At 70.1% G+C, this 23,015-nt stretch carries 27 protein-coding genes; 9 read left to right on the top strand and 18 right to left on the bottom strand.

Features of this window, described 5'->3' with window-relative positions:
- Positions 1-190: 190 nt before the first annotated feature.
- The 12 genes from ABD709_RS18595 to ABD709_RS18540 all read right to left on the bottom strand — a co-directional run bounded on the left by ABD709_RS18595 (position 191) and on the right by ABD709_RS18540 (position 8,586).
- Positions 191-619, bottom strand: coding sequence for a HEAT repeat domain-containing protein (locus tag ABD709_RS18595; RefSeq protein WP_344778222.1), 429 nt, complete (start codon positions 617-619; stop codon positions 191-193).
- A 128-nt stretch (positions 620-747) separates the two neighbouring features.
- Positions 748-1,275 carry an ASCH domain-containing protein gene (locus tag ABD709_RS18590; protein ID WP_344778220.1) on the bottom strand — a complete coding sequence of 176 codons (528 nt, stop codon included), beginning with the start codon at positions 1,273-1,275 and terminating at the stop codon, positions 748-750.
- A 7-nt stretch (positions 1,276-1,282) separates the two neighbouring features.
- Positions 1,283-1,633 (bottom strand): metal-sulfur cluster assembly factor, encoded by a 351-nt coding sequence (locus tag ABD709_RS18585; RefSeq protein ID WP_344778304.1) that lies wholly within the window; start codon positions 1,631-1,633, stop codon positions 1,283-1,285.
- A 32-nt stretch (positions 1,634-1,665) separates the two neighbouring features.
- Positions 1,666-2,115 (bottom strand): Fe-S cluster assembly sulfur transfer protein SufU, encoded by a 450-nt coding sequence (gene sufU / locus ABD709_RS18580; RefSeq protein WP_344778218.1) that lies wholly within the window; start codon positions 2,113-2,115, stop codon positions 1,666-1,668.
- 14 nt (positions 2,116-2,129) lie between these two features.
- Positions 2,130-3,404, bottom strand: coding sequence for a cysteine desulfurase (locus ABD709_RS18575; RefSeq protein WP_425575185.1), 1,275 nt, complete (start codon positions 3,402-3,404; stop codon positions 2,130-2,132).
- 2 nt (positions 3,405-3,406) lie between these two features.
- Complete coding sequence (gene sufC / locus ABD709_RS18570) at positions 3,407-4,165, bottom strand: Fe-S cluster assembly ATPase SufC (RefSeq protein ID WP_344778216.1); 759 nt, start codon at positions 4,163-4,165, stop codon at positions 3,407-3,409.
- A complete protein-coding gene (locus ABD709_RS18565; RefSeq protein WP_344778214.1) occupies positions 4,162-4,509 on the bottom strand; it encodes a non-heme iron oxygenase ferredoxin subunit in 348 nt (115 codons plus the stop codon). The genes sufC and ABD709_RS18565 overlap by 4 nt, the downstream gene beginning before the upstream one ends.
- Positions 4,506-5,672 carry a Fe-S cluster assembly protein SufD gene (gene sufD, locus ABD709_RS18560; protein ID WP_344778212.1) on the bottom strand — a complete coding sequence of 389 codons (1,167 nt, stop codon included), beginning with the start codon at positions 5,670-5,672 and terminating at the stop codon, positions 4,506-4,508. Before sufD ends, ABD709_RS18565 begins: the two co-directional genes overlap by 4 nt.
- On the bottom strand, positions 5,672-7,090 hold the full coding sequence (gene sufB / locus ABD709_RS18555) for a Fe-S cluster assembly protein SufB (RefSeq protein WP_344778210.1): 1,419 nt from the start codon (positions 7,088-7,090) through the stop codon (positions 5,672-5,674). The genes sufD and sufB overlap by 1 nt, the downstream gene beginning before the upstream one ends.
- On the bottom strand, positions 7,087-7,785 hold the full coding sequence (locus tag ABD709_RS18550; RefSeq protein WP_344778208.1) for a helix-turn-helix transcriptional regulator: 699 nt from the start codon (positions 7,783-7,785) through the stop codon (positions 7,087-7,089). The genes sufB and ABD709_RS18550 overlap by 4 nt, the downstream gene beginning before the upstream one ends.
- Positions 7,786-7,817: 32 nt before the next feature.
- Positions 7,818-8,228 (bottom strand): hypothetical protein, encoded by a 411-nt coding sequence (locus tag ABD709_RS18545; protein WP_344778206.1) that lies wholly within the window; start codon positions 8,226-8,228, stop codon positions 7,818-7,820.
- A complete protein-coding gene (locus ABD709_RS18540) occupies positions 8,221-8,586 on the bottom strand; it encodes a hypothetical protein (protein WP_344778204.1) in 366 nt (121 codons plus the stop codon). The genes ABD709_RS18545 and ABD709_RS18540 overlap by 8 nt, the downstream gene beginning before the upstream one ends.
- 29 nt (positions 8,587-8,615) lie before the next feature.
- Here ABD709_RS18540 and ABD709_RS18535 point away from each other — a divergent pair, with 29 nt between their 5' ends.
- The 4 genes from ABD709_RS18535 to ABD709_RS18520 are packed head-to-tail and all read left to right on the top strand — an operon-like array spanning position 8,616 to position 11,395.
- The gene (locus ABD709_RS18535) at positions 8,616-9,467 is read left to right on the top strand and encodes an ABC transporter ATP-binding protein (protein ID WP_425575184.1); all 852 of its coding nucleotides are present in this window, start codon (positions 8,616-8,618) and stop codon (positions 9,465-9,467) included.
- Positions 9,460-10,230, top strand: coding sequence for an ABC transporter permease (locus ABD709_RS18530; protein WP_344778202.1), 771 nt, complete (start codon positions 9,460-9,462; stop codon positions 10,228-10,230). Before ABD709_RS18535 ends, ABD709_RS18530 begins: the two co-directional genes overlap by 8 nt.
- Positions 10,221-11,081: a COX15/CtaA family protein gene (locus ABD709_RS18525; RefSeq protein WP_344778200.1), complete on the top strand. Its 861-nt coding sequence runs from the start codon at positions 10,221-10,223 to the stop codon at positions 11,079-11,081. Before ABD709_RS18530 ends, ABD709_RS18525 begins: the two co-directional genes overlap by 10 nt.
- Before the next feature lie 11 nt (positions 11,082-11,092).
- Positions 11,093-11,395: a hypothetical protein gene (locus ABD709_RS18520; RefSeq protein ID WP_344778198.1), complete on the top strand. Its 303-nt coding sequence runs from the start codon at positions 11,093-11,095 to the stop codon at positions 11,393-11,395.
- Here ABD709_RS18520 and ABD709_RS18515 read toward each other — a convergent pair.
- Complete coding sequence (locus ABD709_RS18515) at positions 11,344-12,264, bottom strand: heme o synthase (RefSeq protein WP_344778298.1); 921 nt, start codon at positions 12,262-12,264, stop codon at positions 11,344-11,346. The genes ABD709_RS18520 and ABD709_RS18515 overlap by 52 nt on opposite strands.
- 282 nt (positions 12,265-12,546) lie before the next feature.
- Between ABD709_RS18515 and tkt the strand changes: the two genes are divergently transcribed.
- The 5 genes from tkt (at position 12,547) to ABD709_RS18490 (ending at position 19,230) form a co-directional block, all read left to right on the top strand.
- The gene (tkt, locus tag ABD709_RS18510; RefSeq protein WP_425575188.1) at positions 12,547-14,589 is read left to right on the top strand and encodes a transketolase; all 2,043 of its coding nucleotides are present in this window, start codon (positions 12,547-12,549) and stop codon (positions 14,587-14,589) included.
- A 28-nt stretch (positions 14,590-14,617) separates the two neighbouring features.
- Complete coding sequence (gene tal, locus ABD709_RS18505; protein WP_344778194.1) at positions 14,618-15,721, top strand: transaldolase; 1,104 nt, start codon at positions 14,618-14,620, stop codon at positions 15,719-15,721.
- Positions 15,718-17,367 (top strand): glucose-6-phosphate isomerase, encoded by a 1,650-nt coding sequence (gene pgi / locus ABD709_RS18500; protein ID WP_344778192.1) that lies wholly within the window; start codon positions 15,718-15,720, stop codon positions 17,365-17,367. Before tal ends, pgi begins: the two co-directional genes overlap by 4 nt.
- Positions 17,364-18,089, top strand: coding sequence for a 6-phosphogluconolactonase (gene pgl / locus ABD709_RS18495; RefSeq protein ID WP_344778190.1), 726 nt, complete (start codon positions 17,364-17,366; stop codon positions 18,087-18,089). The genes pgi and pgl overlap by 4 nt, the downstream gene beginning before the upstream one ends.
- A 172-nt stretch (positions 18,090-18,261) precedes the next feature.
- Positions 18,262-19,230 (top strand): hypothetical protein, encoded by a 969-nt coding sequence (locus ABD709_RS18490; protein WP_344778188.1) that lies wholly within the window; start codon positions 18,262-18,264, stop codon positions 19,228-19,230.
- Between the two features lie 71 nt (positions 19,231-19,301).
- Here the strand turns inward: ABD709_RS18490 and ABD709_RS18485 are convergent, their stop codons facing one another.
- Genes ABD709_RS18485 through gap form a run of 5 tightly spaced genes read right to left on the bottom strand, consistent with a single transcriptional unit; the run spans position 19,302 to position 22,975 of the window.
- A complete protein-coding gene (locus ABD709_RS18485; RefSeq protein WP_344778185.1) occupies positions 19,302-19,661 on the bottom strand; it encodes an RNA polymerase-binding protein RbpA in 360 nt (119 codons plus the stop codon).
- A 58-nt stretch (positions 19,662-19,719) separates the two neighbouring features.
- Positions 19,720-19,950, bottom strand: a complete 231-nt coding sequence (gene secG / locus ABD709_RS18480) for a preprotein translocase subunit SecG (protein ID WP_344778296.1) — start codon at positions 19,948-19,950, stop codon at positions 19,720-19,722.
- A 28-nt stretch (positions 19,951-19,978) separates the two neighbouring features.
- A complete protein-coding gene (gene tpiA / locus ABD709_RS18475) occupies positions 19,979-20,776 on the bottom strand; it encodes a triose-phosphate isomerase (RefSeq protein WP_344778183.1) in 798 nt (265 codons plus the stop codon).
- A 5-nt stretch (positions 20,777-20,781) separates the two neighbouring features.
- Positions 20,782-21,972, bottom strand: coding sequence for a phosphoglycerate kinase (locus ABD709_RS18470; protein WP_344778181.1), 1,191 nt, complete (start codon positions 21,970-21,972; stop codon positions 20,782-20,784).
- A 7-nt stretch (positions 21,973-21,979) separates the two neighbouring features.
- Positions 21,980-22,975 carry a type I glyceraldehyde-3-phosphate dehydrogenase gene (gap, locus tag ABD709_RS18465; protein ID WP_344778179.1) on the bottom strand — a complete coding sequence of 332 codons (996 nt, stop codon included), beginning with the start codon at positions 22,973-22,975 and terminating at the stop codon, positions 21,980-21,982.
- Positions 22,976-23,015 lie beyond the last annotated feature (40 nt).

Below are 23,015 nucleotides of genomic sequence, written 5' to 3'. Positions count from 1 at the left end.
CGCAGACGACTGATCCGGTGGATCCAGGTCTGTCCATGACGCCGCGCGAACTATCGGGCGCGCGACATGCGGTCATCAGCGGGCCTGCACGCTATGCCCTATGCGCGGCATGAGAGTGCGCCGGACGGCGGCGTATGGGCGCTTGGCGGCTCACCTCCAGAGGAGCCTTCGAGAAGGCGCCCCTGCCGATTCAGCCGCTCAGCGCTTTCTCGGTGCGGAGTGCCGATTGACGCACTCTGGCTGACGGGTCATCCCGGAGATGCGCGACCTGACCGGCCGCTTCATGAATGCCGTGCCGGGCTACCACTTTCAACGCCATGTCCCGGACGCGCCAAGCGTCGTCGTTGAGAGCTCGAATGATCGCTGGACGCGCCGAGTCCTCCCAGGCGTAGAGAAGTCCCCGTGCGCCCCACACGCGTAGCCAGTAGTCAGGACCGGAGGGCTCGCCGGTGCGAATCCATTCAGCGGGGGGACCGCCCAGCGCAAGAATCAGTTCGTCGTCCACGCGCTTGCCGTTCATCAAGTCGGTACAGCCCTTGACGACCGCGCCCTGTCCCCAGCGTTCGCACGCCTGCTCGACGCTCTGTTTCGGAGACTTGCCCCAATGGGACGACCGCATCGCGTAAGCCTAGGAGCCGAGGGCCGTACAGGGTCGCCCTCTCATCGGCTGAGCGGGCGCTTCTCGGAATCAGCGGTCCAACCTGCCGGTGGACCGCTGTTCCCAATCTTCCGCGACAGCGCCGCAGGTCACCGGCCCTGCGCGTGTGGCCGAGAGGACGGCGGATACACCACCTTGAACCGCTCGAGGACCACCTTCATGTCCGGAGAGAACCCACCCGGAGCGTGCTCGGCGAAGAACCGCTCGTGCACCTCACGCCAGTGGTCGAGGCTCCGGTCGCCCTCGCCCTCGAGCCGGGCGTGCTCGGCGTCGACCTCGTCGAACCGGGCGACCCGGACGTCGGTGGTGGCGACCAGGGCGCGCGGGTTGCCGGAGCCGTCGAGGACGATGCCCATGCTGCCCGGCTCGGGGAGCGGCGAGTCCTCGGACTCGTAGTCCCGCAGCGCGCTCGCCGTGGCGGTCTTGGTGCCGTCGAGCACGAGCGCGAGAAGCGCGTCGCCCTGCTCGGCACTCCCGAACGACCAGGCGGGCGGCGGCACCGCGGCGAGCGGCGACGGACCGACGTACACCGAGACCTCTTCGAGGTGGATCCGGCGCTTGGCCTCGTTCCAGAAGTCGTTGATCGCTTCGTCGTCGGGGTCGACCGGGTCCGTCACCGGCAGCTCAGACGTTGAAGCCGAGCGCGCGCAGCTGCTCGCGCCCGTCCTCGGTGATCTTGTCCGGACCCCACGGGGGCATCCAGACCCAGTTGATCGCGACGTCCTTCACCATGCCCTCGAGGGCGGTGTTGGTCTGGTCGGTGATCACGTCGGTGAGCGGGCACGCGGCGGAGGTGAGCGTCATGTCGAGCACGACGTTGGAGTCGTCGTCGACGTGCACGCCGTAGACCAGGCCGAGGTCGACGACGTTGATCCCGAGCTCGGGGTCGACGACGTCCTTCATCGCCTCGGTGACGTCGTCGACGGTCGCGACGGAGCCGCCGGCACCACCCTGTGCCTGCGGCACCTCGGGCAGGTCGCTGTTGTCGATCGGGCTCGTCTGCTCGCTCACTTCTCTCCTCCAGCCTGCACGGTCGCGTCCTTCCAGGCCATCCACGACAGTAGCGCGCACTTGATCCGCGCCGGGAACTTCGCGACGCCGGCGAACGCGATGCCGTCCTCGAGGACCTCCTCGTCGGGCTCCACCGTGCCCTTGCCCTGCATCAGCTTCAGGAACTCCTCGTGGATCTCCATCGCCTCGTCGACCGTCTTGCCGACGACCAGGTCGTAGAGCACCGAGGCCGACGCCTGGGAGATCGAGCAGCCGAGCGCGTCGTAGGACACGTCGGCGACCTTGCCGTCCTGCACGTGGACGCGCAGCGTCACCTCGTCGCCGCAGGTGGGGTTGACGTGGTGGACCTCGGCCTCATAAGCGTCCCGCAGGCCCTTGCCGTGCGGGTTCTTGTAGTGGTCGAGGATGATCTCCTGGTAGAGGGCATCCAGGTCTGGTGACGTCATCGCGCTGCTCATCCCTAGGCCAACTTGAAGTACGAGCGGGTGTATTCCAGGCCCGCGACGAGCGCGTCGATCTCGGCCGGCGTCGTGTAGAGGTACGACGACATCCGAGTCGAGCTCTGCACGCCGAAGCGGGCGTGGGCGGGCTTCGCGCAGTGGTGCCCCGCGCGTACGGCGATGCCGCGGCTGTCGAGCACCTGGGCGATGTCGTGCGGGTGCACTCCCTCGATCTCGAACGAGATCGCGCCACCGCGCTGCGTCGCCTCCAGCGGGCCGAGCACGGTCAGGCCCGGCACGGTCTGCAGGCCCTCGAGCGCGTAGGCCGTGATCGCGTGCTCGTGGGCACGGATCGCGTCGAGGCCGAGGTGGCCGAGGTACTCGACCGCAGCGCCCAGGCCGATCGCCTCCGCGATCGGAGGCGTGCCGGCCTCGAACTTGTGCGGGATCGGGGCGTACGTCGACCGCTCCATGCGGACCGTCTCGATCATCTCCCCGCCCCCGAGGAACGGCGGCAGCGAGTCGAGCACGGCCCGACTCCCCCACAGCACGCCGATCCCGGTCGGCCCGACGACCTTGTGGCCGGTGAAGGCCAGCAGGTCCGGCCGCTCCTCGGCCGGCATCGCAGCCAGGTCGATCGGCAGCTGCGGCGCGGCCTGTGAGGCGTCGACGACGACGAGCGCGCCGACGGCGTGCGCGCGGCGGGCGATCTCGGCGACCGGGTTGATGGTGCCGAGCATGTTGGAGACCCAGGTCAGGGAGACGACCTTGGTGCGCTCGTTGATCAGCTCGTCGATGTCCGACAGGTCGAGGCGGCCGTCGTCGGTCAGCCCGAACCAGCGCAGGGTCGCACCGGTCCGCTCGGTGACCAGCTGCCACGGCACGATGTTGGAGTGGTGCTCCATCTCTGTGATGACGACCTCGTCACCCGGCCCGAGCTGCCGCTCACCGGGGAACGACAGCGTGTGCGCGGCCAGGTTGAGCGCCTCGGAGGCGTTCTTGGTGAACACCACCTCGTCGCGCTCGGGGGCACCGAGGAACGCGGCGACCTTGTCGCGCGCCCCCTCGAACGCCTCCGTCGACTCCGCGCCGAGCGTGTGCATGGCCCGGGCGATGTTCGCGTTGTGGTGCTCCAGGTGGTCGACCATCGCGTCGATCACCACCTGCGGCTTCTGCGAGGTGTTCGCGCTGTCGAGGTAGACCAGCGGGTTTCCGCCCGCGACCGTCCGCTCGAGGATCGGGAAGTCCTTGCGGACCACCTCGAGCTCGGGCAGCAGACCCTCCAGGTCGGCCACGATCAGACCGCCGCCCCGACGTACTTCTCGTAGCCGTTAGCCTCGAGCTCCTCCGCCAGCTCGGCACCGCCGGACTCGGCGACCTTGCCGTTGACGAAGACGTGCACCCGGTCGGGCTGGATGTAGCGCAGGATCCGCGTGTAGTGCGTGATCAGCAGGACGGCCTTGCCCTCGCGCTCGCGGAACCGGTTGACGCCCTCGGAGACGACCTTGAGCGCGTCGATGTCGAGGCCGGAGTCGGTCTCGTCGAGGATCGCGAACTTCGGGTCGAGCAGCTCCAGCTGGGCGATCTCGTGGCGCTTCTTCTCGCCGCCGGAGAAGCCCTCGTTCACCGAGCGCTGCGAGAACGTCGCGTCGAGGTTCATCCGGTCCAGCGCACCGTTGACGTCCTTGACCCAGGTGCGCAGCTTCGGGGCCTCGCCGTCGACCGCGGTCTTGGCGGTGCGCAGGAAGTTGGCGACCGAGACGCCGGGGACCTCGACCGGGTACTGCATCGCGAGGAACATGCCGGCCCGCGCGCGCTCGTCGACGGTCATCGCGAGGACGTCCTCGCCGTCGAGGGTCACGGTGCCGCCGGTGATCTCGTACTTCGGGTGGCCAGCGATCGAATAGGCCAGCGTCGACTTGCCCGACCCGTTCGGGCCCATGATCGCGTGGGTCTCACCCGACTCGATGGTCAGCGTGACGCCCTTGAGGATCTCCTTGGGGCCGTCGTCGGTCCGCACCTGGACGTGCAGGTCCTTGATCTCGAGCTTGCTCATGAGGGGGTGACTCCGTTCAACGTGGTGGTCGTGTCGACCCAGACCGAGACGACGCCGTCTTCGTCTCGGAGTTCGACGGGAAAGGTGGCGACCGGCTCGGTCGCGGGAAGGCCGGTGGGCTTGCCGGTGCGCAGGTCGAACCGCGAGCCGTGCAGCCAGCACTCGACCGTGCAGTCGTCGACCTCGCCCTCGCTCAGCGCGACCGCTGCGTGCGAGCAGAGGTCCTGGATGGCGAAGACCTCGTCACCGGAGCGGGCGATGGCGACGCCGTACTCCTCGACGTCGACGCCGAGCGCCTCGTCGGTGGGTACGTCCTCCAGCGCGCAGGCGCGCACGAAGCTCATGAGAGCTCCTTCAGGACGTTCTTGGCGAGCTCACCCTCGACGGTCGCGGCGAGGCTCTCCTCGAGCTCCGGTACGCCGATCTTGCGGATGAGGTCGTTGAAGAACCCGTGCACGACCAGCCGCTGGGCCTCCTTCTCGGAGATGCCGCGCGAGCGCAGGTAGAACAGCTGCTCGTCGTCGAACCGCGCGGTCGCCGACGCGTGGCCCGCGCCCTCGATCTCGCCCGTCTCGATCTCCAGGTTCGGCACCGAGTCGGCCTGGCAGCCGTCGGTGAGCACGAGGTTGCGGTTCTCCTCGTAGGTCTCGATGCCCTCGGCGACCTTGCGGATCAGCACGTTGCCGATCCAGACCGTGTGCGCCTTCTGGCCCTGGAGCGCGCCCTTGTAGACGACGTGCGACCGCGTCTTCGGCGCGTTGTGGTCGACGAAGAGCCGGTGCTCGATGTGCTGGCCGGCGTCGGCGAAGTAGAGGCCGAGCATCTCGACCGAGCCGCCGGGGCCGCCGTACTCGGCCGTGGTGTCGTGGCGGACGACGTCGCCGCCGAAGGAGATGTCGACGTGCTTGAACTCCGCATCGCGGCCGACCCGGACGTGCCGGTGCCCGACGTGGACGGCGTCGTCGGCCCAGTCGTCGATCGAGATCACGGTGACCTGGGCGCCGTCCCCCACGACGATCTCGACGTTGTCGGCCAGCGTCGCGCTGCCCTCGAACCGGAAGACGATCGTGGCCTTGCTGTGCGCTCCGACGGTGACGATCGCGTGCGTCGCGGTCGCGACCGCGGCGTCCTTGCCGGTCAGCGTCACGACGACGGGGCGGTCCAGGACCGCCTCGGGGGCGACGTCGATCGCCCAGACCTTGGTCGCCGCCTGCCAGACGCGCGCCGCGATCCGGTCGGTCGGCACGAAGCCGCTCGAGCCGCGCCGGGCGTCGTCCTCGCCGACGAGCGCGATCGTCACGCCCTCGGGGACGTCCGCCTCCGCGCCCACGCCGTCGCCGTCGAGCGGCGCGTCCTTGTGCAGGTCGCGCAGCCGGCGCAGCGGCGTGAACCGCCAGATCTCCTCGCGGCCGGTCGGCACCGGGTGGTCGTCGACCTCGAACGACCGCATCGGGTGCAGGTGGGAGTCGACCCTCACGTTCTCGAGGGCCTCAGCGACTGCCGACATCAGCCGACGGCTCCTTCCATCTGCAGCTCGATGAGCCGGTTCAGCTCGAGGGCGTACTCCATCGGGAGCTCCTTGGCGATCGGCTCGACGAAGCCGCGCACGATCATCGCCATCGCCTCGTCCTCCTGCATGCCGCGCGACATCAGGTAGAACAGCTGGTCGTCGGACACCTTCGACACGCTCGCCTCGTGACCCATCGACACGTCGTCCTCGCGGATGTCGACGTAGGGATAGGTGTCGGAGCGGCTGATCTGGTCGACCAGCAGCGCGTCGCACAGCACGTTGGACTTCGAGCCGTAGGCGCCCTCGTTGACCTGGATCAGGCCGCGGTAGGACGTGCGGCCGCCCCCGCGCGCCACGGACTTGCTCAGGATCGAGCTCGACGTGTGCGGCGCCGCGTGCACCATCTTGGCGCCGGCGTCCTGGTGCTGGCCCTCACCGGCGAACGCGATCGAGAGCGTCTCGCCCTTGGCGTGCTCGCCCATGAGGTAGATGGCGGGGTACTTCATCGTCACCTTGGAGCCGATGTTGCCGTCGACCCACTCCATGGTCGCGCCGGCCTCGCAGGTCGCGCGCTTGGTCACGAGGTTGTAGACGTTGTTCGACCAGTTCTGGATGGTCGTGTAGCGGCAGCGGCCGCCCTTCTTCACGATGATCTCCACGACGGCGGAGTGCAGCGAGTCGGAGCTGTAGATCGGCGCCGTGCAGCCCTCGACGTAGTGCACGTAGGCGTCCTCGTCGACGATGATCAGGGTCCGCTCGAACTGGCCCATGTTCTCGGTGTTGATCCGGAAGTAGGCCTGCAGCGGGATGTCCACGTGGACGCCCTTGGGCACGTAGATGAACGAGCCGCCCGACCACACGCTCGTGTTGAGCGCGGCGAACTTGTTGTCACCGACCGGGATGACCGTGCCGAAGTACTCCTTGAAGAGGTCCTCGTGCTCGCGCAGCGCGGTGTCGGTGTCGACGAAGATGACACCCTGCTCCTCGAGGTCCTCACGGATGGAGTGGTAGACCACCTCGGACTCGTACTGCGCGGCGACACCGGAGACCAGGCGCTGCTTCTCGGCCTCGGGGATGCCGAGCTTGTCGTAGGTGTTCTTGATGTCCTCGGGGAGGTCGTCCCACGTCGCAGCCTGCTTCTCGCTGGACCGGACGAAGTACTTGATGTTCTCGAAGTCGATCGCCGAGAGGTCCGAGCCCCACGTGGGCATGGGCTTGCGGTGGAACAGCTTGAGCCCCTTGAGGCGCAGGTCGAGCATCCAGTCCGGCTCGCTCTTCTTCGCGGAGATGTCGCGGACGACCTCCTCGTTGAGACCGCGGCGCGCGGCGGCTCCGGCGACGTCGGAGTCGGCCCAGCCGAACTCGTAGCGGCCGATGCCCTTGAGCTCGGGGTTCAGTTCCTCGATGGAGGTCATGAGGTGACCTGCTCCTTCTTCTCGATCTGCAGGACTGGGATGCACGTGGTGCACACGCCGTCGCCGTGGGCGATGGTCGCGAGCCGTTGGACGTGGGTGCCGAGCACGCGGGCGATCGCCTCGGTCTCGGCCTCGCACAGCTGGGGGAACTCGTGGGCGACGTGCGACACCGGGCAGTGCTGCTGGCACAGCTGCTCGCCCACGACCGGCAGCGCGCGGACGCTCGCGGCGTAGCCCTCGTCGGTGAACACCTTCGCCAGCACCTCCGCCGGCGAGGCGTCGGGGTGCGCGACGGCGACCTCGGGGAAGCGCCGCTCGATGAACGAGGCCCGCTGCTCGGCGAACGCGCGTACGGCGTCCGGTCCCGCGGTCTCCGCCAGGAACCGGATGGCCTCGGTGGCGAGGTCGTCGTACTGCGCCTCGAACCCGTCGCGCCCGCGCTCGGTGAGCGCGAACGCCTTGGCCGGGCGGCCCCGGCCGCGGTGGCCCGCGGGCCGCGGGTCACGCGCCTCGACGGCGCCGTCGGCCAGCAGCTGGTCGAGGTGCCGCCGGACGGCGGCCGGCGTCAGGTCCAGGCGCTCGGCGAGCGCCGCGGCCGTGGAGGGCCCGTTGACCAGGATCGAGCGGGCCACGCGCTGGCGCGTGGAGAGATCGCCCTCGACCCCGTCCGCGTAGTCCTGGTGCACGATTTCCACAACACCAGTGTGGCGTTAATGCTTCCCCGCGTTCAAGGAAGGTCACCCTTAGTTTCGAGCGGGCGGTTCCGGTACAGCCAAGCCATGCCCAGGAACGGCAGCACGAGCGGCACCCAGCCGTAGCCCTCCCCGAAGTGGGACCAGATCGTCTGGTCCGGGAACAGGTCCGTCCGCGCGTAGCTGAGGACGCCCACGCCGAGCACCCCGACCGCCTCCACGACGACCGAGAAAGAGGCGACGCGCCAGGCCGTCCGGCCGCCCTTGAGCAGGCAGCCGGTCGCCACGATGTAGAGCACGGCAGCGACGGCCGTGAGCGCGTAGGCCAGCGGGGCTCTGCCGAAGTCGGCCGCGATCTGGACCGACGACCGGCCGGTCGCCGCCACGACGAACACGCCGTAGACGAAGACCAGGGCGCGGCCCCAGCCGGACGAGAGCTCAGGCACCGGCGCCGTCCCAGATGTCGATGACGCGCAGCTCCATGCCGGCGATCGTCGCGACCGCGAGCAGCAGGATCGACGTACCGACACGGGACCGCTCGGCCAGCGAGAAGAACGCACCGACGACCGGCAGCAGGATCATCGTGACGAGATAGGCGACCAGCGTCACGCCCTCGACCTCGCGGTCGGTCCGGGCGAGCGCCACGAAACCCCAGACGGCCTGGACCAGCGCCACGAGCTCGGTCGCCGCCAGGGCCACGAAGTGGCTGTCCTGGGCGGCCCGGTCGCGCACGATGTCGACCACGAGCAGCACGGCTGTGACCCCGCACACGCCGAGGACGACGCCGTACACCCAGGAGTTCACGGCGCGAAGCCTAGTGAGAGACTTCCGCGGTGCCCGAGGTGCCCGCGGTCCTGGTCGACGGCCTGGTGATGCGGTACGGCGAGAAGACCGCCGTCGACGGGCTGACCCTCGAGGTGGCACCGCACACGATCACCGCCGTCCTCGGCCCGAACGGCGCCGGCAAGACCACGACGCTGGAGACCTGCGAGGGCTACCGGCGGCCCCAGACCGGAAGCGTCCGGGTGCTCGGGCTGGACCCGGTCCGGGACCGCGCCGACCTCCTCCCCCGGATCGGCGTGATGCTGCAGGGCCAGGGCGCCTGGTCGGGCGTCCGCGCGATCGAGATGCTGCGGCACGTCGCGCGGCTGCACGCGAACCCGCTGCCGGTCGACCTGCTCGTCGAGCGGCTGGCCCTCGACGAGTGCGGGCGGACGCCGTACCGGCGGCTCTCGGGCGGTCAGCAGCAGCGGCTGGGGCTGGCGATGGCGCTGGTCGGCCGGCCGGAGCTGGTCTTCGTCGACGAGCCGACCGCGGGCATGGACCCCGCGGCCCGTCGGACGACGTGGGAGCTGCTGCAGGAGCTGCGGCACGACGGGGTCACCGTCGTGCTGACGACCCACTACCTGGAGGAGGCCGAGCGCCTCGCCGACCAGGTGCACATCATCGACCGCGGGCGGCTGGTCGCCTCGGGCACACCGGAGGAGCTGACCCGCGGCTCGTCCGCCACCGTGCGCCTGGTCGTCGACCGCGCTCTCGGCCCGGACGCCGAGGCGGCGCTGCGGGAGTCGGTGCGCTCGTGGAGCGACCACCACGGCGTCGGCCTCGAGTCGATCAGCTTCGCCTCGCGCACGCTCGAGGACGTCTTCCTCGAGCTGACCGGACGGGAGGCCGACGGTGAGTGACCAGGCGACCTTCGCCCCGGCCCCGGGCGCCGCTCCCCTGCTGCGGCAGGTGCTGGCGCAGGCCTCGATGGAGACCCGGCTGATGCTCCGCAACGGCGAGCAGCTGCTGCTCGCCGTGGTGATCCCGGTGATCGTGCTGGTCGGCGGCGTCACCGGCGGCAAGCACCTCGACATCAAGGAGCCGCACCCGCTCGTCGACATCTTCACCCCGGGCGTGCTGGCCCTGGCCGTGATGTCGACCGCGTTCACCTCGCTGGCCATCGCGACCGGGTTCGAGCGGCGGTACGGCGTGATCAAGCGGCTCGGCGCCTCGCCGCTTCCCCGCATCGGCCTGCTCGCGGGCAAGGTCCTCGCGCTGCTCGCGGTCGAGGTGATGCAGGTCGTCGTGATCGGCGCCGTGGGCTTCGCGCTCGGCTGGTCCCCCGAGCCGGGCGTCGTCGGGTTCGTCCTCGCCGCCGTGCTCGGCACCGCCGCCTTCGCCTCCCTCGGCCTCCTGGTCGCCGGCGTGCTTCGTGCCGAGGCGACGCTGGCGGCGGCCAACCTGATCTACCTCCTGCTGATGGCGGGCGGGGCGGTCGTGCTCCCCGCGTCGTCGTACGGCGGCTTCGGCGACCTGGCGAGGCTGCTGCCGTCCGGGGCGCTCGGCGAGGCCGTGCGCGGCGCCTTCCTCGACGGCACCGTCCGCTGGGTCGACCTGGCGGTGCTCCTCGCCTGGGCGGTCGTGGCGTCCGTTGCGACGGCGCGGTGGTTCCGGTGGGAGTGACGGCGGTCCTGGACCGGACCCAGCGAGCCACGGAGCGCTATGCCCGCATCGCGGCGTGGGCCAGCCTGGTCGTGAACATGCTGATCGTCGTGACAGGCGGGCTCGTGCGGCTCACCGGTTCGGGTCTCGGCTGCCCGACCTGGCCCGAGTGTCAATCCGGCTCTCTCGTGCCCCACGGCGACCTCACCATCCACAAGGCGATCGAGTTCAGCAACCGGATGGTGACACCGCTGATCACCATCGTGGTGGTCGCCACCCTGGTCGCGACGTGGCGGATGGCGCAGCGCCGCTACGCGCTGTGGATCCTCGGCGGGGTCGTTGCCCAGGCGGTCCTCGGCGGCATCACGGTCCGGATCAAGCTCAACCCGTGGATCGTCTCCGCGCACCTGATGCTCTCGATGGTGATGATCGCTGCCGCCGTCGCGCTCGTGGTGAGCCTCTACCACCGCCTCGAGAAGCCCGAGCTGCTGGGATGGGCGCAGTTCGTGACGGCCTTCGTGGTGCTCGCGCTGGGGACCGTCGTGACCGGCGCGGGTCCCCACGCGGGCGATGCGGACGTGAAGCGCAACGGACTCTCCGCGCTGCAGACCGCGCAGCTGCACACCGACGCCGTCTTCCTCCTCGTGGGCCTCGCGACAGCGCTGGCGGTCCTGCGCAGGTCGCGGGCGACGTACGCGCTGCTGGCAGCCCTGGTCGTCAATGCCGCAATCGGCTTCACGCAGTACTTCACCCACCTGCCGGTCGGCCTGGTGGCCGCGCACATGCTCGGTGCGACCCTGGTCGCCGCGACGTCCACCTGGGCACTGCTCGAGCCGCGCGAATTTCGCGTGCGCGCAACCGACCCGGCCTGAACACTGGGCGGGTGCCCTTCGACCCCTCGCTCACCCCGCTCCTCGAGCACGACGACGCGCCCTACGCCTACATCGAGCCAGGCGAGCAGATCCGTCCGCGGGACGTCCCCGCGGCCTGCGTCATCACGTTCTTCGGTGATGCGGTGCAGCGCCTCGGCGCGCACTGGGACAACCGGTCGTGGCAGACGCAGTCGGACGTGCGCGACAACCTCGTGGCGGTCGCGGGGTCCGCAGCGTTGCGCGTGGAGCGGTGGCGGGCTGCTCAGCGCAGGAGCGGGTCGATAGCCACCGCGACGAACAGCAGCGACAGGTAGAGGTTGCTGCTGTGGAACAGCCGCATCGGCTGCAGCAGGCTGAGCTGGTCGGTGCGGCCGGCCCTCCGGAGCAGCTGGTGCGCCTCGACGAGGAACACGGCGCCGAGGACGGTCGCGGCGATCGGGTAGAGCGGGCCGGTGCCGGCGACCGGCCACAGGGCCAGTGACGTGGCGACCATCACCCAGGAGTAGGCCACGATCTGGCGGGCCACCGAGCGGGCGGGCTTGACCACCGGCAGCATCGGCACGTCGACCTGGGCGTAGTCCTCGCGGTAGCGAAGCGCCAGCGCCCAGGTGTGCGGCGGCGTCCAGAAGAACACCACGAGGAACAGCACGATCGGGACCCAGGACAGCTGATCGGTGACCGCGGTCCAGCCGATCAGCGCCGGGAAGCAGCCGGCGATGCCGCCCCAGACGATGTTCTGGGTGGTGCGGCGCTTGAGCAGCATCGTGTAGCCGAACACGTAGAACGCGTTCGCGGCGACCGAGAGGACCGCCGACAGCGGGTTCACCCACAGCCAGAGGACCACCGTCGACAGCACGCCCAGGACCACGCCGAACAGCAGCGCGGCGCCCGGCGTCACGATGTGCCGCGGCAGCGCCCGGCGCCGGGTGCGGCGCATCTGCTCGTCGATGTCGCGGTCGTAGACGCAGTTGAAGACCGACGCCGAGCCGGCCGAGAACGTCCCGCCGACGACGGTGGCGACCACCAGCCCGAGCGCCGGCACCCCACGCGCGGCGAAGAACATCACCGGCACCGTGGTCAGGAGCAGCAGCTCGATCACCCGCGGCTTCGTGAGGCCGACGTAGGCCATCACGACGTCCTTGACCGACGCGCGGCCGGGAGCGGCGGCGTAGGCGCCGTTCACGCCGAGGGACCTGACGTCCCGGGTGCGCTCGACCTGCTCAACAGGCGGCACGGCCGGGTCGACGTACGTCACGGAGAACCTCGGGGTGAAGTGGGATCGAAGCGACGCCGAGTGTAACGGTCCCTTCCCCCGGCGGCTGTATCGAGGCCCGCTGGGCACTGAGTAGGCTCGGACACGTCCTGCCTGACGACCTTGAAGGGGCAAACCTCGGTGAGCCGCATTCCCGAACTCGAGTGGACCGACCTGGACAAGAAGGCGGTCGACACCGCGCGGGTCCTGGCGATGGACGCCGTCCAGAAGGTCGGCAACGGCCACCCCGGCACGGCGATGAGCCTGGCGCCGGCGGCGTACCTGCTGTTCCAGAAGGTGATGCGCCACGATCCGGCGGACCCGGACTGGATCTCCCGCGACCGGTTCGTCCTGAGCGCCGGCCACAGCTCGATCACGCTCTACACGCAGCTCTACCTCGGCGGCTTCGGCCTGGAGCTGGCCGACCTCGAGTCGCTGCGCACCTGGGGCTCCAAGACCCCGGGCCACCCCGAGTACGGCCACACCGCCGGCGTCGAGGTGACCACCGGGCCGCTCGGCCAGGGCATCTCGAACGCGGTCGGCATGGCGATGGCGGCGCGCCGCGAGCGCGGCCTGCTCGATCCCGAGGCACCCGCGGGCGAGTCGCTCTTCGACCACCACATCTACTGCATCGCCTCCGACGGCGACCTCGAGGAGGGCGTGAGCAGCGAGGCCTCGTCCATCGCGGGCACCCAGGAGCTGGGCAACCTCACCGTGATCTACGACGCCAACCGCATCTCGATCGAGGGCGACACGCACATCGCCTTCAACGAGGACGTGGCCAAGCGCTACGAGGCCTACGGCTGGCATGTCCAGGTCGTCGACTGGACCGGCACCGACCACAACGACCTGGCGAACTACACCGAGGACGTGCCGGCGCTGTTCGACGCGATCCGGGCCGCCGACGAGGTGACCGACCGCCCCTCGATGATCGTGCTCAAGACGGTCATCGCGTGGCCGGCGCCGGACGCCCAGAACACCGAGGCCGCGCACGGCTCGGCGCTCGGCGACGACGAGGTCGCGGCGACCAAGAAGGTGCTCGGGTTCGACCCGGACAAGAACTTCGAGGTGTCCGAGGAGGTGCTCCAGCACACCCGCTCGCTCCTCGAGCGCGGCAAGGCCTGGGGCGCCGAGTGGGACAAGCTGTACGCCGACTGGGCGGCGGCGAACCCCGACAAGGAGGCGCTGCTGCACCGGATGAAGGCACGGGCGCTGCCCGAGGGCCTGGAGGACGCCCTGCCGACCTTCGAGGCCGACCCGAAGGGCGTCGCGACCCGGGCCGCGTCGGGCAAGGTCATCAACGCGATCGCGCCCGTGATGCCGGAGCTGTGGGGCGGCTCCGCCGACCTCGCCGGGTCCAACAACACCACGATCAAGGACGCGAAGTCGTTCCTGCCGGCCGACCGGTCCGTCGAGGAGTGGCCGGCCGACCCGCTGCACGGCCGGGTGCTCCACTTCGGCATCCGCGAGCACGGCATGGCCGCGATCATGAACGGCATCGCGGTCCACGGCGGCACCCGCGTGTTCGGGGGAACCTTCCTGACCTTCTCCGACTACATGCGCGGCGCGGTCCGCGTGGGGTCGCTGATGAAGGCGCCGGTCATCTACGTGTGGACCCACGACTCGATCGGGCTCGGTGAGGACGGCCCCACCCACCAGCCGGTCGAGCACCTCTGGGCGCTACGCGCGATCCCCGGCCTCGACATCGTCCGCCCGGCCGACGCCAACGAGACGGTCGCGGCCTGGCTGCAGATCCTCAAGAACACCGACCGGCCCGCGGGCATCATCCTGAGCCGCCAGAACCTGCCCGTGTTCCCCCGCGGCGAGCAGGGCTTCGCCACGACCGAGGACGTGGGCAAGGGCGCCTACGTCCTCCTCGAGGCGGACGGCGGCCAGCCCGACGTGATCCTGATCGGGACCGGCTCCGAGGTGCAGCTCGCTGTCCAGGCGCGCGAGCAGCTGGCTGCCGAGGGCACCAACGCCCGGGTGGTCTCGATGCCGTCGGTGGAGTGGTTCGAGCAGCAGACCCAGGCCTACCGCGACCAGGTGCTGCCGCCCATGGTGCGGGCGCGGGTCAGCGTCGAGGCGGGTCTGCGCCTCGGCTGGCGTGAGTACGTCGGTGACGCCGGCCGGAGCGTCAGCCTCGAGCACTGGGGCGCCTCCGCGGCGTACCAGCGGATCTACACGGAGTTCGGCATCACCGCCGAGGCGGTCGCCCAGGCCGCCAAGGACAGCATCGACGCAGCAGCCAAGTAGACGACTGAGACGACGGAGGAGAACCCCCATGAGCGAGCGACTCCAGGCCCTGGCGGATGCCGGGGTGTCCATCTGGCTCGACGACCTCTCCCGGGAGCGGATCGAGACCGGCAACCTCGCCGACCTGGTGAAGGAGAAGTCGGTCGTCGGTGTCACCACGAACCCGACGATCTTCGCGTCGGCCATTGCCGACGGTGAGCGGTACGACGACCAGACGCGGCGGCTCGTCGCCGACGGCGCCGACGTGACGAAGGTGATCTTCGAGCTCACCACCGAGGACGTCCGCAACGGCTGCGACGTGCTCGCGCCGGTGGCGGAGGCCACCGCGGACGACGGTCGGGTTTCCATCGAGGTCGAGCCCTCGCTGGCCAACGACACCGACGGGACCATCGCGTCCGCGAAGGCGCTGTGGGAGGCCGTCGACCGCCGCAACGTGCTGATCAAGATCCCGGCGACCCTCGAGGGCCTGCCCGCGATCACCGCCTCGATCGCGGCCGGCATCTCGGTCAACGTGACCCTCATCTTCTCCACCGAGCGCTACCGCACGGTGATGGACGCCTACCTCGACGGGCTCGAGCAGGCCAAGGAGCAGGGCATCGACCTGTCCACGATCCGTTCGGTCGCCTCGTTCTTCGTCTCCCGGGTCGACACCGAGATCGACAAGCGGCTCGAGGAGATCGGCTCCGACGAGGCACTCGCTCTGCGCGGCAAGGCGGGCGTGGCGAACGCGCGGATCGCCTACGCGGCGTTCGAGGAGGTCGTCGCCTCGCCGCGCTGGAAGGCGCTCGCCGAGGCGGGTGCCAACGTCCAGCGGCCGCTGTGGGCGTCGACGGGCGTGAAGAACCCCGACTACCCCGACACCCTCTACGTGACCGACCTCGTGGTGGCCAACACGGTCAACACGATGCCCGAGAAGACCCTCGACGCGTTCGCGGACCACGGCGAGGTCGAGGGCGACCAGGTCACCGGCCGGGCCGATGAGGCGCAGGCCCTGTTCGACCAGCTGAGCGCGGCCGGGGTCGACCTCGACGACGTCTTCCTCGTGCTCGAGAGCGAGGGCGTCGACAAGTTCAAGAAGTCCTGGGACGAGCTCGTCGCCACGGTCGAGGGCCAGATGGCGCAGGTCCAGTGACCGGTCCGGTCGACCCCACCGCGACCGACGCCTGGCAACGGCTCTCGGACCTCGCAGCGGGCTACGAGCCCGACCTGCGCAGCCGGCTGACCGACCCCGAGTGGGTCGAGCGGTCGTCGCTGACCGCCGCCGATCTCTTCGTCGACCTGTCCAAGAACCTGGTCACCCCCGAGGTCTGGAAGGCGCTGCGCGAGCTCGCGGTCGAGACCGAGGTCGCCGCCCGCCGGGACGCCATGTTCGGCGGCGAGCACATCAACGTGACCGAGGACCGCGCGGTCCTCCACACCGCGCTGCGCCAGCCCGACGACGCCGTCGTCGAGGTCGACGGCAAGGACGTCGAGCCCGATGTGCACGAGGTCCTCCGGCGCGTCTACGAGTTCGCGGACAAGGTCCGGTCGGGCGCCTGGACCGGCGTCACCGGCAGACGGATCGCAACCGTCGTCAACATCGGCATCGGCGGCTCCGACCTCGGACCGGTGATGGCCTACGAGGCGCTGGCGCCGTACGTCCAGGACGGGCTGGAGTGCCGGTTCATCAGCAACATCGACCCGACCGACGCCGCCCGCAAGCTGGCCGGGCTGGACCCGGCCACGACCCTCTTCGTCGTCTCGAGCAAGACGTTCGGGACGCTGGAGACCCTCACCAACGCGCGGTTGTGCCGCACGTGGCTGTTGGAGCACCTGGGCGGCGACGTCGACCAGGGCGAGGCGGTCGCGAAGCACTTCGTCGCCGTGTCGACCGCCCTCGACAAGGTCGCCGCGTTCGGCATCGACCCGGACAACGCGTTCGGCTTCTGGGACTGGGTCGGCGGTCGCTACTCCGTCGACTCGGCGATCGGCACGACCCTGGCGATCGCGGTCGGCCCGGAGCGGTTCGCGGAGTTCCTGGCGGGCTTCCACGCGATGGACGAGCACTTCCGGACCGCGGAGCCCGAGGCGAACGTGCCGCTGCTGATGGGGCTGCTCAACGTCTGGTACGTCAACTTCCTCGGCGCGGAGACGCACGCCGTGCTCCCCTACTCGCAGCTGCTGCACCGCTTCCCGGCGTACCTCCAGCAGCTGACCATGGAGTCCAACGGCAAGGGCGTGCGCTGGGACGGCCGCGAGGTCACGACCGAGACCGGCGAGGTCTTCTGGGGCGAGCCCGGGACGAACGGGCAGCACGCGTTCTACCAGCTGCTCCACCAGGGCACCCGGCTGATCCCGGCCGACTTCATCGCCTTCGCGAACCCCGCGTACCCGCTGAAGGACGGCGACACCGACGTGCACGAGGTGTTCCTGGCCAACTTCTTCGCGCAGACCAAGGCTTTGGCGTTCGGCAAGACCGCCGACGAGGTCCGCGCCGAGGGCACCCGTGAGGAGATCGTCCCGGCGCGGGTGTTCACGGGCAACCGGCCGACGACGTCGATCATGGCCCCGGAGCTCTCGCCGCGCGTGCTGGGCCAGCTGATCGCGCTCTACGAGCACATCACGTTCGTCGAGGGCGCCGTCTGGGGCATCGACAGCTTCGACCAGTGGGGCGTCGAGCTCGGCAAGCAGCTGGCGCTGCAGGTCGCCCCGGCGGTGGCCGGCGACGACGACGCGCTGGCGGAGCAGGACCCCTCGACCCAGCAGCTGATCCGCTACTACCGGGAGCACCGCTCGTGACCGATCCGCTCATCGAGGTGCACGACGGCCCCGAGCCGCTCGCGACCGCCGTGGCGGGCGAGCTGCTCAACCGGCTCGCCGACGCCCAGGCGGCGGGCCACGTCCCGCACATCAGCCTCACCGGCGGCACCATCGCCGTGAAGATCCACCAGGAGGTCGCCCGCCTCGCGCCGGCGTCCGGCGTCGACTGGGGCGCCGTCCACGTCTGGTTCGGTGACGAGCGGTTCGTGGCGCGCGCCTCCAGCGACCGGAACGCCGTCCAGGCCCGGCAGGCGTTCCTCGACGCCGTCGGCATCCCCGACGCCAACGTGCACGAGTGGCCGGCGACCGAGGACGCCGCGGACACCGACGCCGCCGCGGCGACGTACGCGGCGGAGCTGGCGGAGAGCTGGCCCGGGAAGTTCGACGTGATGATGCTCGGCGTCGGCCCCGACGGCCACATCAACTCACTGTTCCCCGGGTTCCCCCAGCTGCACGCGACCGGGCCGACCGCCGGCGTCACGGGCTCTCCCAAGCCGCCCCCCGAACGGGTCACGCTGACCTACGCGACCACCTGCGCGTCCACCGCGGTGTGGTTCCTCGTCAGCGGCGACGACAAGGCGGACGCCGTACGCCGAGCGCTGGCCGAGGACGGCACCGTCGACGAGACCCCCGCCCGCGGCGCCGCCGGTCAGCTCGAGACCACGTGGTTCCTCGACCACGCCTCCGCCTCCCTCCTCTGACCTCCTCTGACCCTCGCCGACCCTCGCCGACCCGGCAGAAACTCCCGCATCTCACGCCGAGTCGGCTCAAGCTTGAGCCGACTCGGCGCTTCGGGTGTGGATAAGTGACCGTTCATCCACAGCCACGCATCGGCCGGGATTCAGGGCTGAGCGCGAGGGGCAGCACGGATCCATGCAGATCCAGGACTACTCCGGCCATCCGCTGCTCGATCCTCTCGACGCGCTCCCTGCGGATCGGCCGTTCACCACCGCCGAGGCGCTCGCTGCCGGACTGACCTACGACCAGCTTCGCGTGCTCATCGCCAAGGGCGCGTTGAGGCATCCGATCCGTGGGGTGTACGTAGCTGCGCGAGTTCCAGACTCGATCGCCCTGCGGTGTCAGTGCCTCCGGCTGGTCGTTCCTGAGGACGCGGTCGTCGTCGATCGGCACGCCGGGTGGCTTCATGGGGCCGAGATGGTCCTGGCGCCGAACGAGCACATCCATCTGGAGCCGGTGAGGCTCTTCCTGCCCGCGGGACGCGGGCGGCTCCGCAACCATCTCGCCGACAGCGGCGAGCGTACGTTTCGAACCGACGACCTCATGGAGATCGGCGGTCTTCGAGTCACCACGCCGCTCCGCACCGCTCTGGACTTGGGTCGCCACCGGTGGCCCGATCGCTCACTCGCCGCGATGGATCAGATGCTTCGACTCAAGTCGTTCACGAAGGAGGAGCTGATCAATGGGGTCGAAAGGTTTCGTGGCGCGCGCTGGGTCCGCACGTTGAGGCTCATGGTGGAGCACGTCGACGGGCGAGCCGAGTCCCCGCCGGAGTCGGTCATGCGGCTTCGCTGGATCGAGACCCACCTGCCGTACCCGACGCCACAGATCGAGGTGTGGGACGGCCCCGACTTCCTGGCTCGCCTCGACCTCGGCAACGAAGAGTCCCGCTACGCGGCCGAGTACGACGGTGCCGAATGGCACTCCAGTCCGGAGCAGCGGGCCCACGACCGACGCCGACGCGAGGTTGCTCGCGAACGTGGCGAGTGGGTTATCGACGCCTTCGTGAAGGAGGACCTGTGGGGACCGACCGCCCACATCGAGCGTCGGCTGCGCGAGGGCGCGGCACGGGCCGCACTCCGCTTCGGCCGCCGATCAGCCTGAATTCCGCCGAGTCGGCTCAAGCTTGTGCCGACTCGGCGGAATTCACGCCAAGTTTCTGCCGACTCGGCGAGCTAGAAGATGATCTCGCCGGACTTGCGGCGGGAGCGGAGGAGCTGGATGGCCTCGTCGAGGATGACCTCGGCCTCCTTGTCGGAGCGGCGCTCCTTCACGTAGGCCAGGTGGGTCTTGTAGGGCTCGATCTTCGGGGCCGGCGGCGGGTTGTCCGAGTCCAGGGACGCCGGCAGACCGCACTTGGGGCAGTCCCAGGAGTCCGGGACGGCGGCGTCCACGGAGAAGGTGATCACCGAGCGGTGGTCATGGGCACAGAAGTACGTGACCGCCTGTCGCGGGGCCGCCTCGCCGCGCTCGGCCTCGCCCATCGGGCCTGCGCCGACACGGCTGCCGCGGATCGCGTTGCCTCCACCAGCCAACGGACTCTCCTCACCTCGGGCCGGCCGGGAACCTGGCCGGTCGTGTACTCAGTTGTGGTCAGTAGGCCAGAAGGAGGCCGAGGGCGATCACGCAGGCGAACCAGATGATCCCGATGCCGATCGTGAAACGGTCGAGGTTGCGCTCGGCCACGGACGATCCGCCGAGCGAGCTCGACACGCCGCCGCCGAACATGTCCGAGAGGCCGCCGCCGCGCCCCTTGTGCAGGAGCACCAGGAGGATCATGAGCAGGCTCGCGATGATGAGCAGAACGGTGAGCAGCGTCGACAGCACGGGAGGATCCTACGTCAGCGTTCGCTCAGCCCAGCACCGGCATGTCGTAGTAGCGGCAGATCCCGCCGAACTCGTCGGCCTGCAGGCTCGCGCCACCGACCAGGCAGCCGTCGACATCGGCCTGGGCCATGATCCCGGCCACGTTGGCGGCCTTGACCGAGCCGCCGTACTGGATGCGTACGGCGCCGGCGGCCTCGTCGCCCCACGACTCGCGGACCTGCGCCCGGAGCGCCGCGCACACCTCCTGCGCGTCGTCGGGAGTGGCGACCTCGCCCGTGCCGATCGCCCAGACGGGCTCGTAGGCGATGACCAGCCCGGCGACCTGCTTCGCGGTCAGGCCGGCGAGCGAACCGACGACCTGCTGGGTGCAGTAGGGCACGTGGGTGCCCTCCTGCCGGATCTCCAGGCCCTCGCCGACGCACACGATCGGGGTGATCCCGGCCTTGAGCGCCGCCTTGGCCTTCTGGGCGACCAGCTCGTCGGACTCGGCGTGGAACTGCCGGCGCTCGGAGTGCCCGACGACGACGTAGGCGCAGCCTAGCTTGGCGAGCATCCCGGCCGAGATCTCCCCGGTGAAGGCGCCGCTCTCGTGGACCGAGACGTCCTGCGCGCCGTACTCGATCTGCAGCCGGTCGCCGTCGACGAGCGTCTGCACGCTGCGGATGTCGGTGAACGGCGGCAGGACGACCACCTCGACCTTGCCGTAGTCGTGCCGCTTGTCGTTGAGCGTCCACGCGAGCTTCTGGACCAGCACCACCGCTTCCTGGTGGTTGAGGTTCATCTTCCAGTTGCCCGCCATGATCGGCGTGCGCGAGTGACCCATGTCCGTCAGCCCTCCAGGACCGTGATGCCGGGGAGATCCTTGCCCTCGAGGTACTCCAGGCTGGCGCCGCCGCCGGTGGAGATGTGGCCGAATGTGGCCTCGTCGAAGCCGAGCGTCCGTACGGCGGCCGCGGAGTCGCCGCCGCCGACGACCGAGAGCCCGTCGATCCGGGTGAGCGCCTCCGCGACGGCTCGGGTGCCCGCGGCGAACGCCGGGACCTCGAACACGCCCATCGGCCCGTTCCAGAAGACCGTGCGCGCGTCGGCGAGCGCGGCCGCGAACGCGGCCGCGGAGTCCGGACCGATGTCGAGCCCCAGCGTGTCCGCAGGGATCGCGTCCGCCGGGACCGGTCGCGCCGACGCCTCGTCGCCGAAGCTGTCCGCGACGACGACGTCGGTGGGCAGGACGATGTCCACGCCGGTCTCCTGCGCGCGGGCGAGGTAGTCCAGGCAGGTCTGGACCTGGTCCTCCTCGAGCAGGCTGTTGCCCACCTCGTGGCCCTGGGCCTTGAGGAAGGTGAACACCATGCCGCCGCCGATGAGCAGCCGGTCGGCCTTGCCGAGCAGGTTGTCGATGACACCGAGCTTGTCGGAGACCTTCGAGCCGCCGAGCACGACCACGTAGGGCCGCTCGGGGTCGACGGTCAGCCGCCGCAGGACGTCGACCTCGGTCTTCACCAGGGCACCCATCGCGTGCGGGAGCCGCTGGGCGACGTCGTAGACACTCGCCTGCTTGCGGTGGACGACGCCGAAGCCGTCGGAGACGAACGCGTCGGCGAGCGCCGCGAGCTGGTCGGCGAAGGCGCCGCGCTCGGCGTCATTCTTCGACGTCTCGCCGGCGTTGAACCGCACGTTCTCCAGCAGCGCGACCTGGCCGTCCTCGAGCGCGCCGACGACCGCCTTCGCCGAGTCGCCGACCGTGTCGGTCGCGAAGGCGACCTCCTGGCCGAGCAGCTCGGACAGGCGGCTCGCGACCGGAGCGAGCGAGTACGCAGGGTCGGGCGCACCCTTGGGACGGCCGAGGTGCGCGGTCACCACGACCCGCGCCCCGGCGTCCGCCAGTGCCTTGATCGTCGGCACCGAGGCGCGGATCCGGCCGTCGTCGGTGATCGTCGTGCCGTCCAGGGGCACGTTGAGGTCCGACCGGACGAGGACCCGCTTGCCGCTGACCTCGCCCAGCCCGGCGTACTCGCCCATCAGGCGGTCAGAGCGTCGAGCCGACGTGGACGATCAGGTCGGCGAGCCGGTTGGAGTAGCCCCACTCGTTGTCGTACCAGCCCAGGACCTTGACCTGGTTGCCGTTCACCTTGGTGAGGGGTGCATCGAAGATGCAGGACGCCGGGTCGGTGACGATGTCGGTGGAGACCAGCGGGTCCGTGGAGTACTTGAGGAAGCGGCCGTCGGCACGGCGCTCGATCGCCGCGTTGACCTCCTCGATGCTCGTCTCGCGCGATGCCTCGAAGGTCAGGTCGGTGGCGGAACCGGTCGGCACGGGGACCCGCATGGCGTAGCCGTCCAGCTTCCCCTTGAGCTCGGGCAGCACCAGGCCGATGGCCTTGGCCGCACCCGTGGAGGTCGGCACCATGTTGAGCGCCGCCGCACGGGCCCGGCGCGGGTCCTTGTGGATGTTGTCCTGCAGGTTCTGGTCCGCGGTGTAGGCGTGGATCGTCGTCATCAGGCCCTTGACGATGCCGATCTCCTCGTGGAGCGCCTTCGCCATCGGCGCCAGGCAGTTGGTCGTGCACGAGGCGTTGGAGATGACCGTGTGCTGCTCGGGGTCGTAGAGGTCGTGGTTGACGCCCATCACGACCGTGATGTCCTCGTTCTTGGCGGGCGCCGAGATGATGACCTTCTTGGCCCCGGCGTCGACGTGGGCACGGGCCTTCGTGGCGTCGGTGAAGAAGCCGGTGGACTCGACGACGATGTCCGCGCCGAGGTCGCCCCACTTGAGGGCGGACGGGTCGCGCTCGGCGGTCACCGAGATCTCCTGGTCGCCGACGCGAAGGGCCGCGTCGGTCGCCGTCACGTCGGCGTCGAGCCGGCCGAGGATCGAGTCGAACTTCAGCAGGTTCGCCAGCGCGCTGGGGGCAGTGAGGTCGTTCACGCCCACGATCTCGATGTCGAGGCCACTCGCGCGCACCGCGCGGAAGAAGTTGCGGCCGATGCGGCCGAAGCCGTTGATGCCTACACGGACAGTCATCCGGGACTCCCTTGTTCGCGGCGGACGTTTGGTCGTCCGC

Origin of the sequence: Nocardioides panacisoli, assembly GCF_039537325.1 — a bacterium.
GTDB classification, from domain to species: Bacteria; Actinomycetota; Actinomycetes; order Propionibacteriales; family Nocardioidaceae; genus Nocardioides; species Nocardioides panacisoli.
The sequence above is the reverse complement of the archived record's forward strand: the minus strand, read 5'-3'. Positions and strand labels throughout refer to the sequence as shown.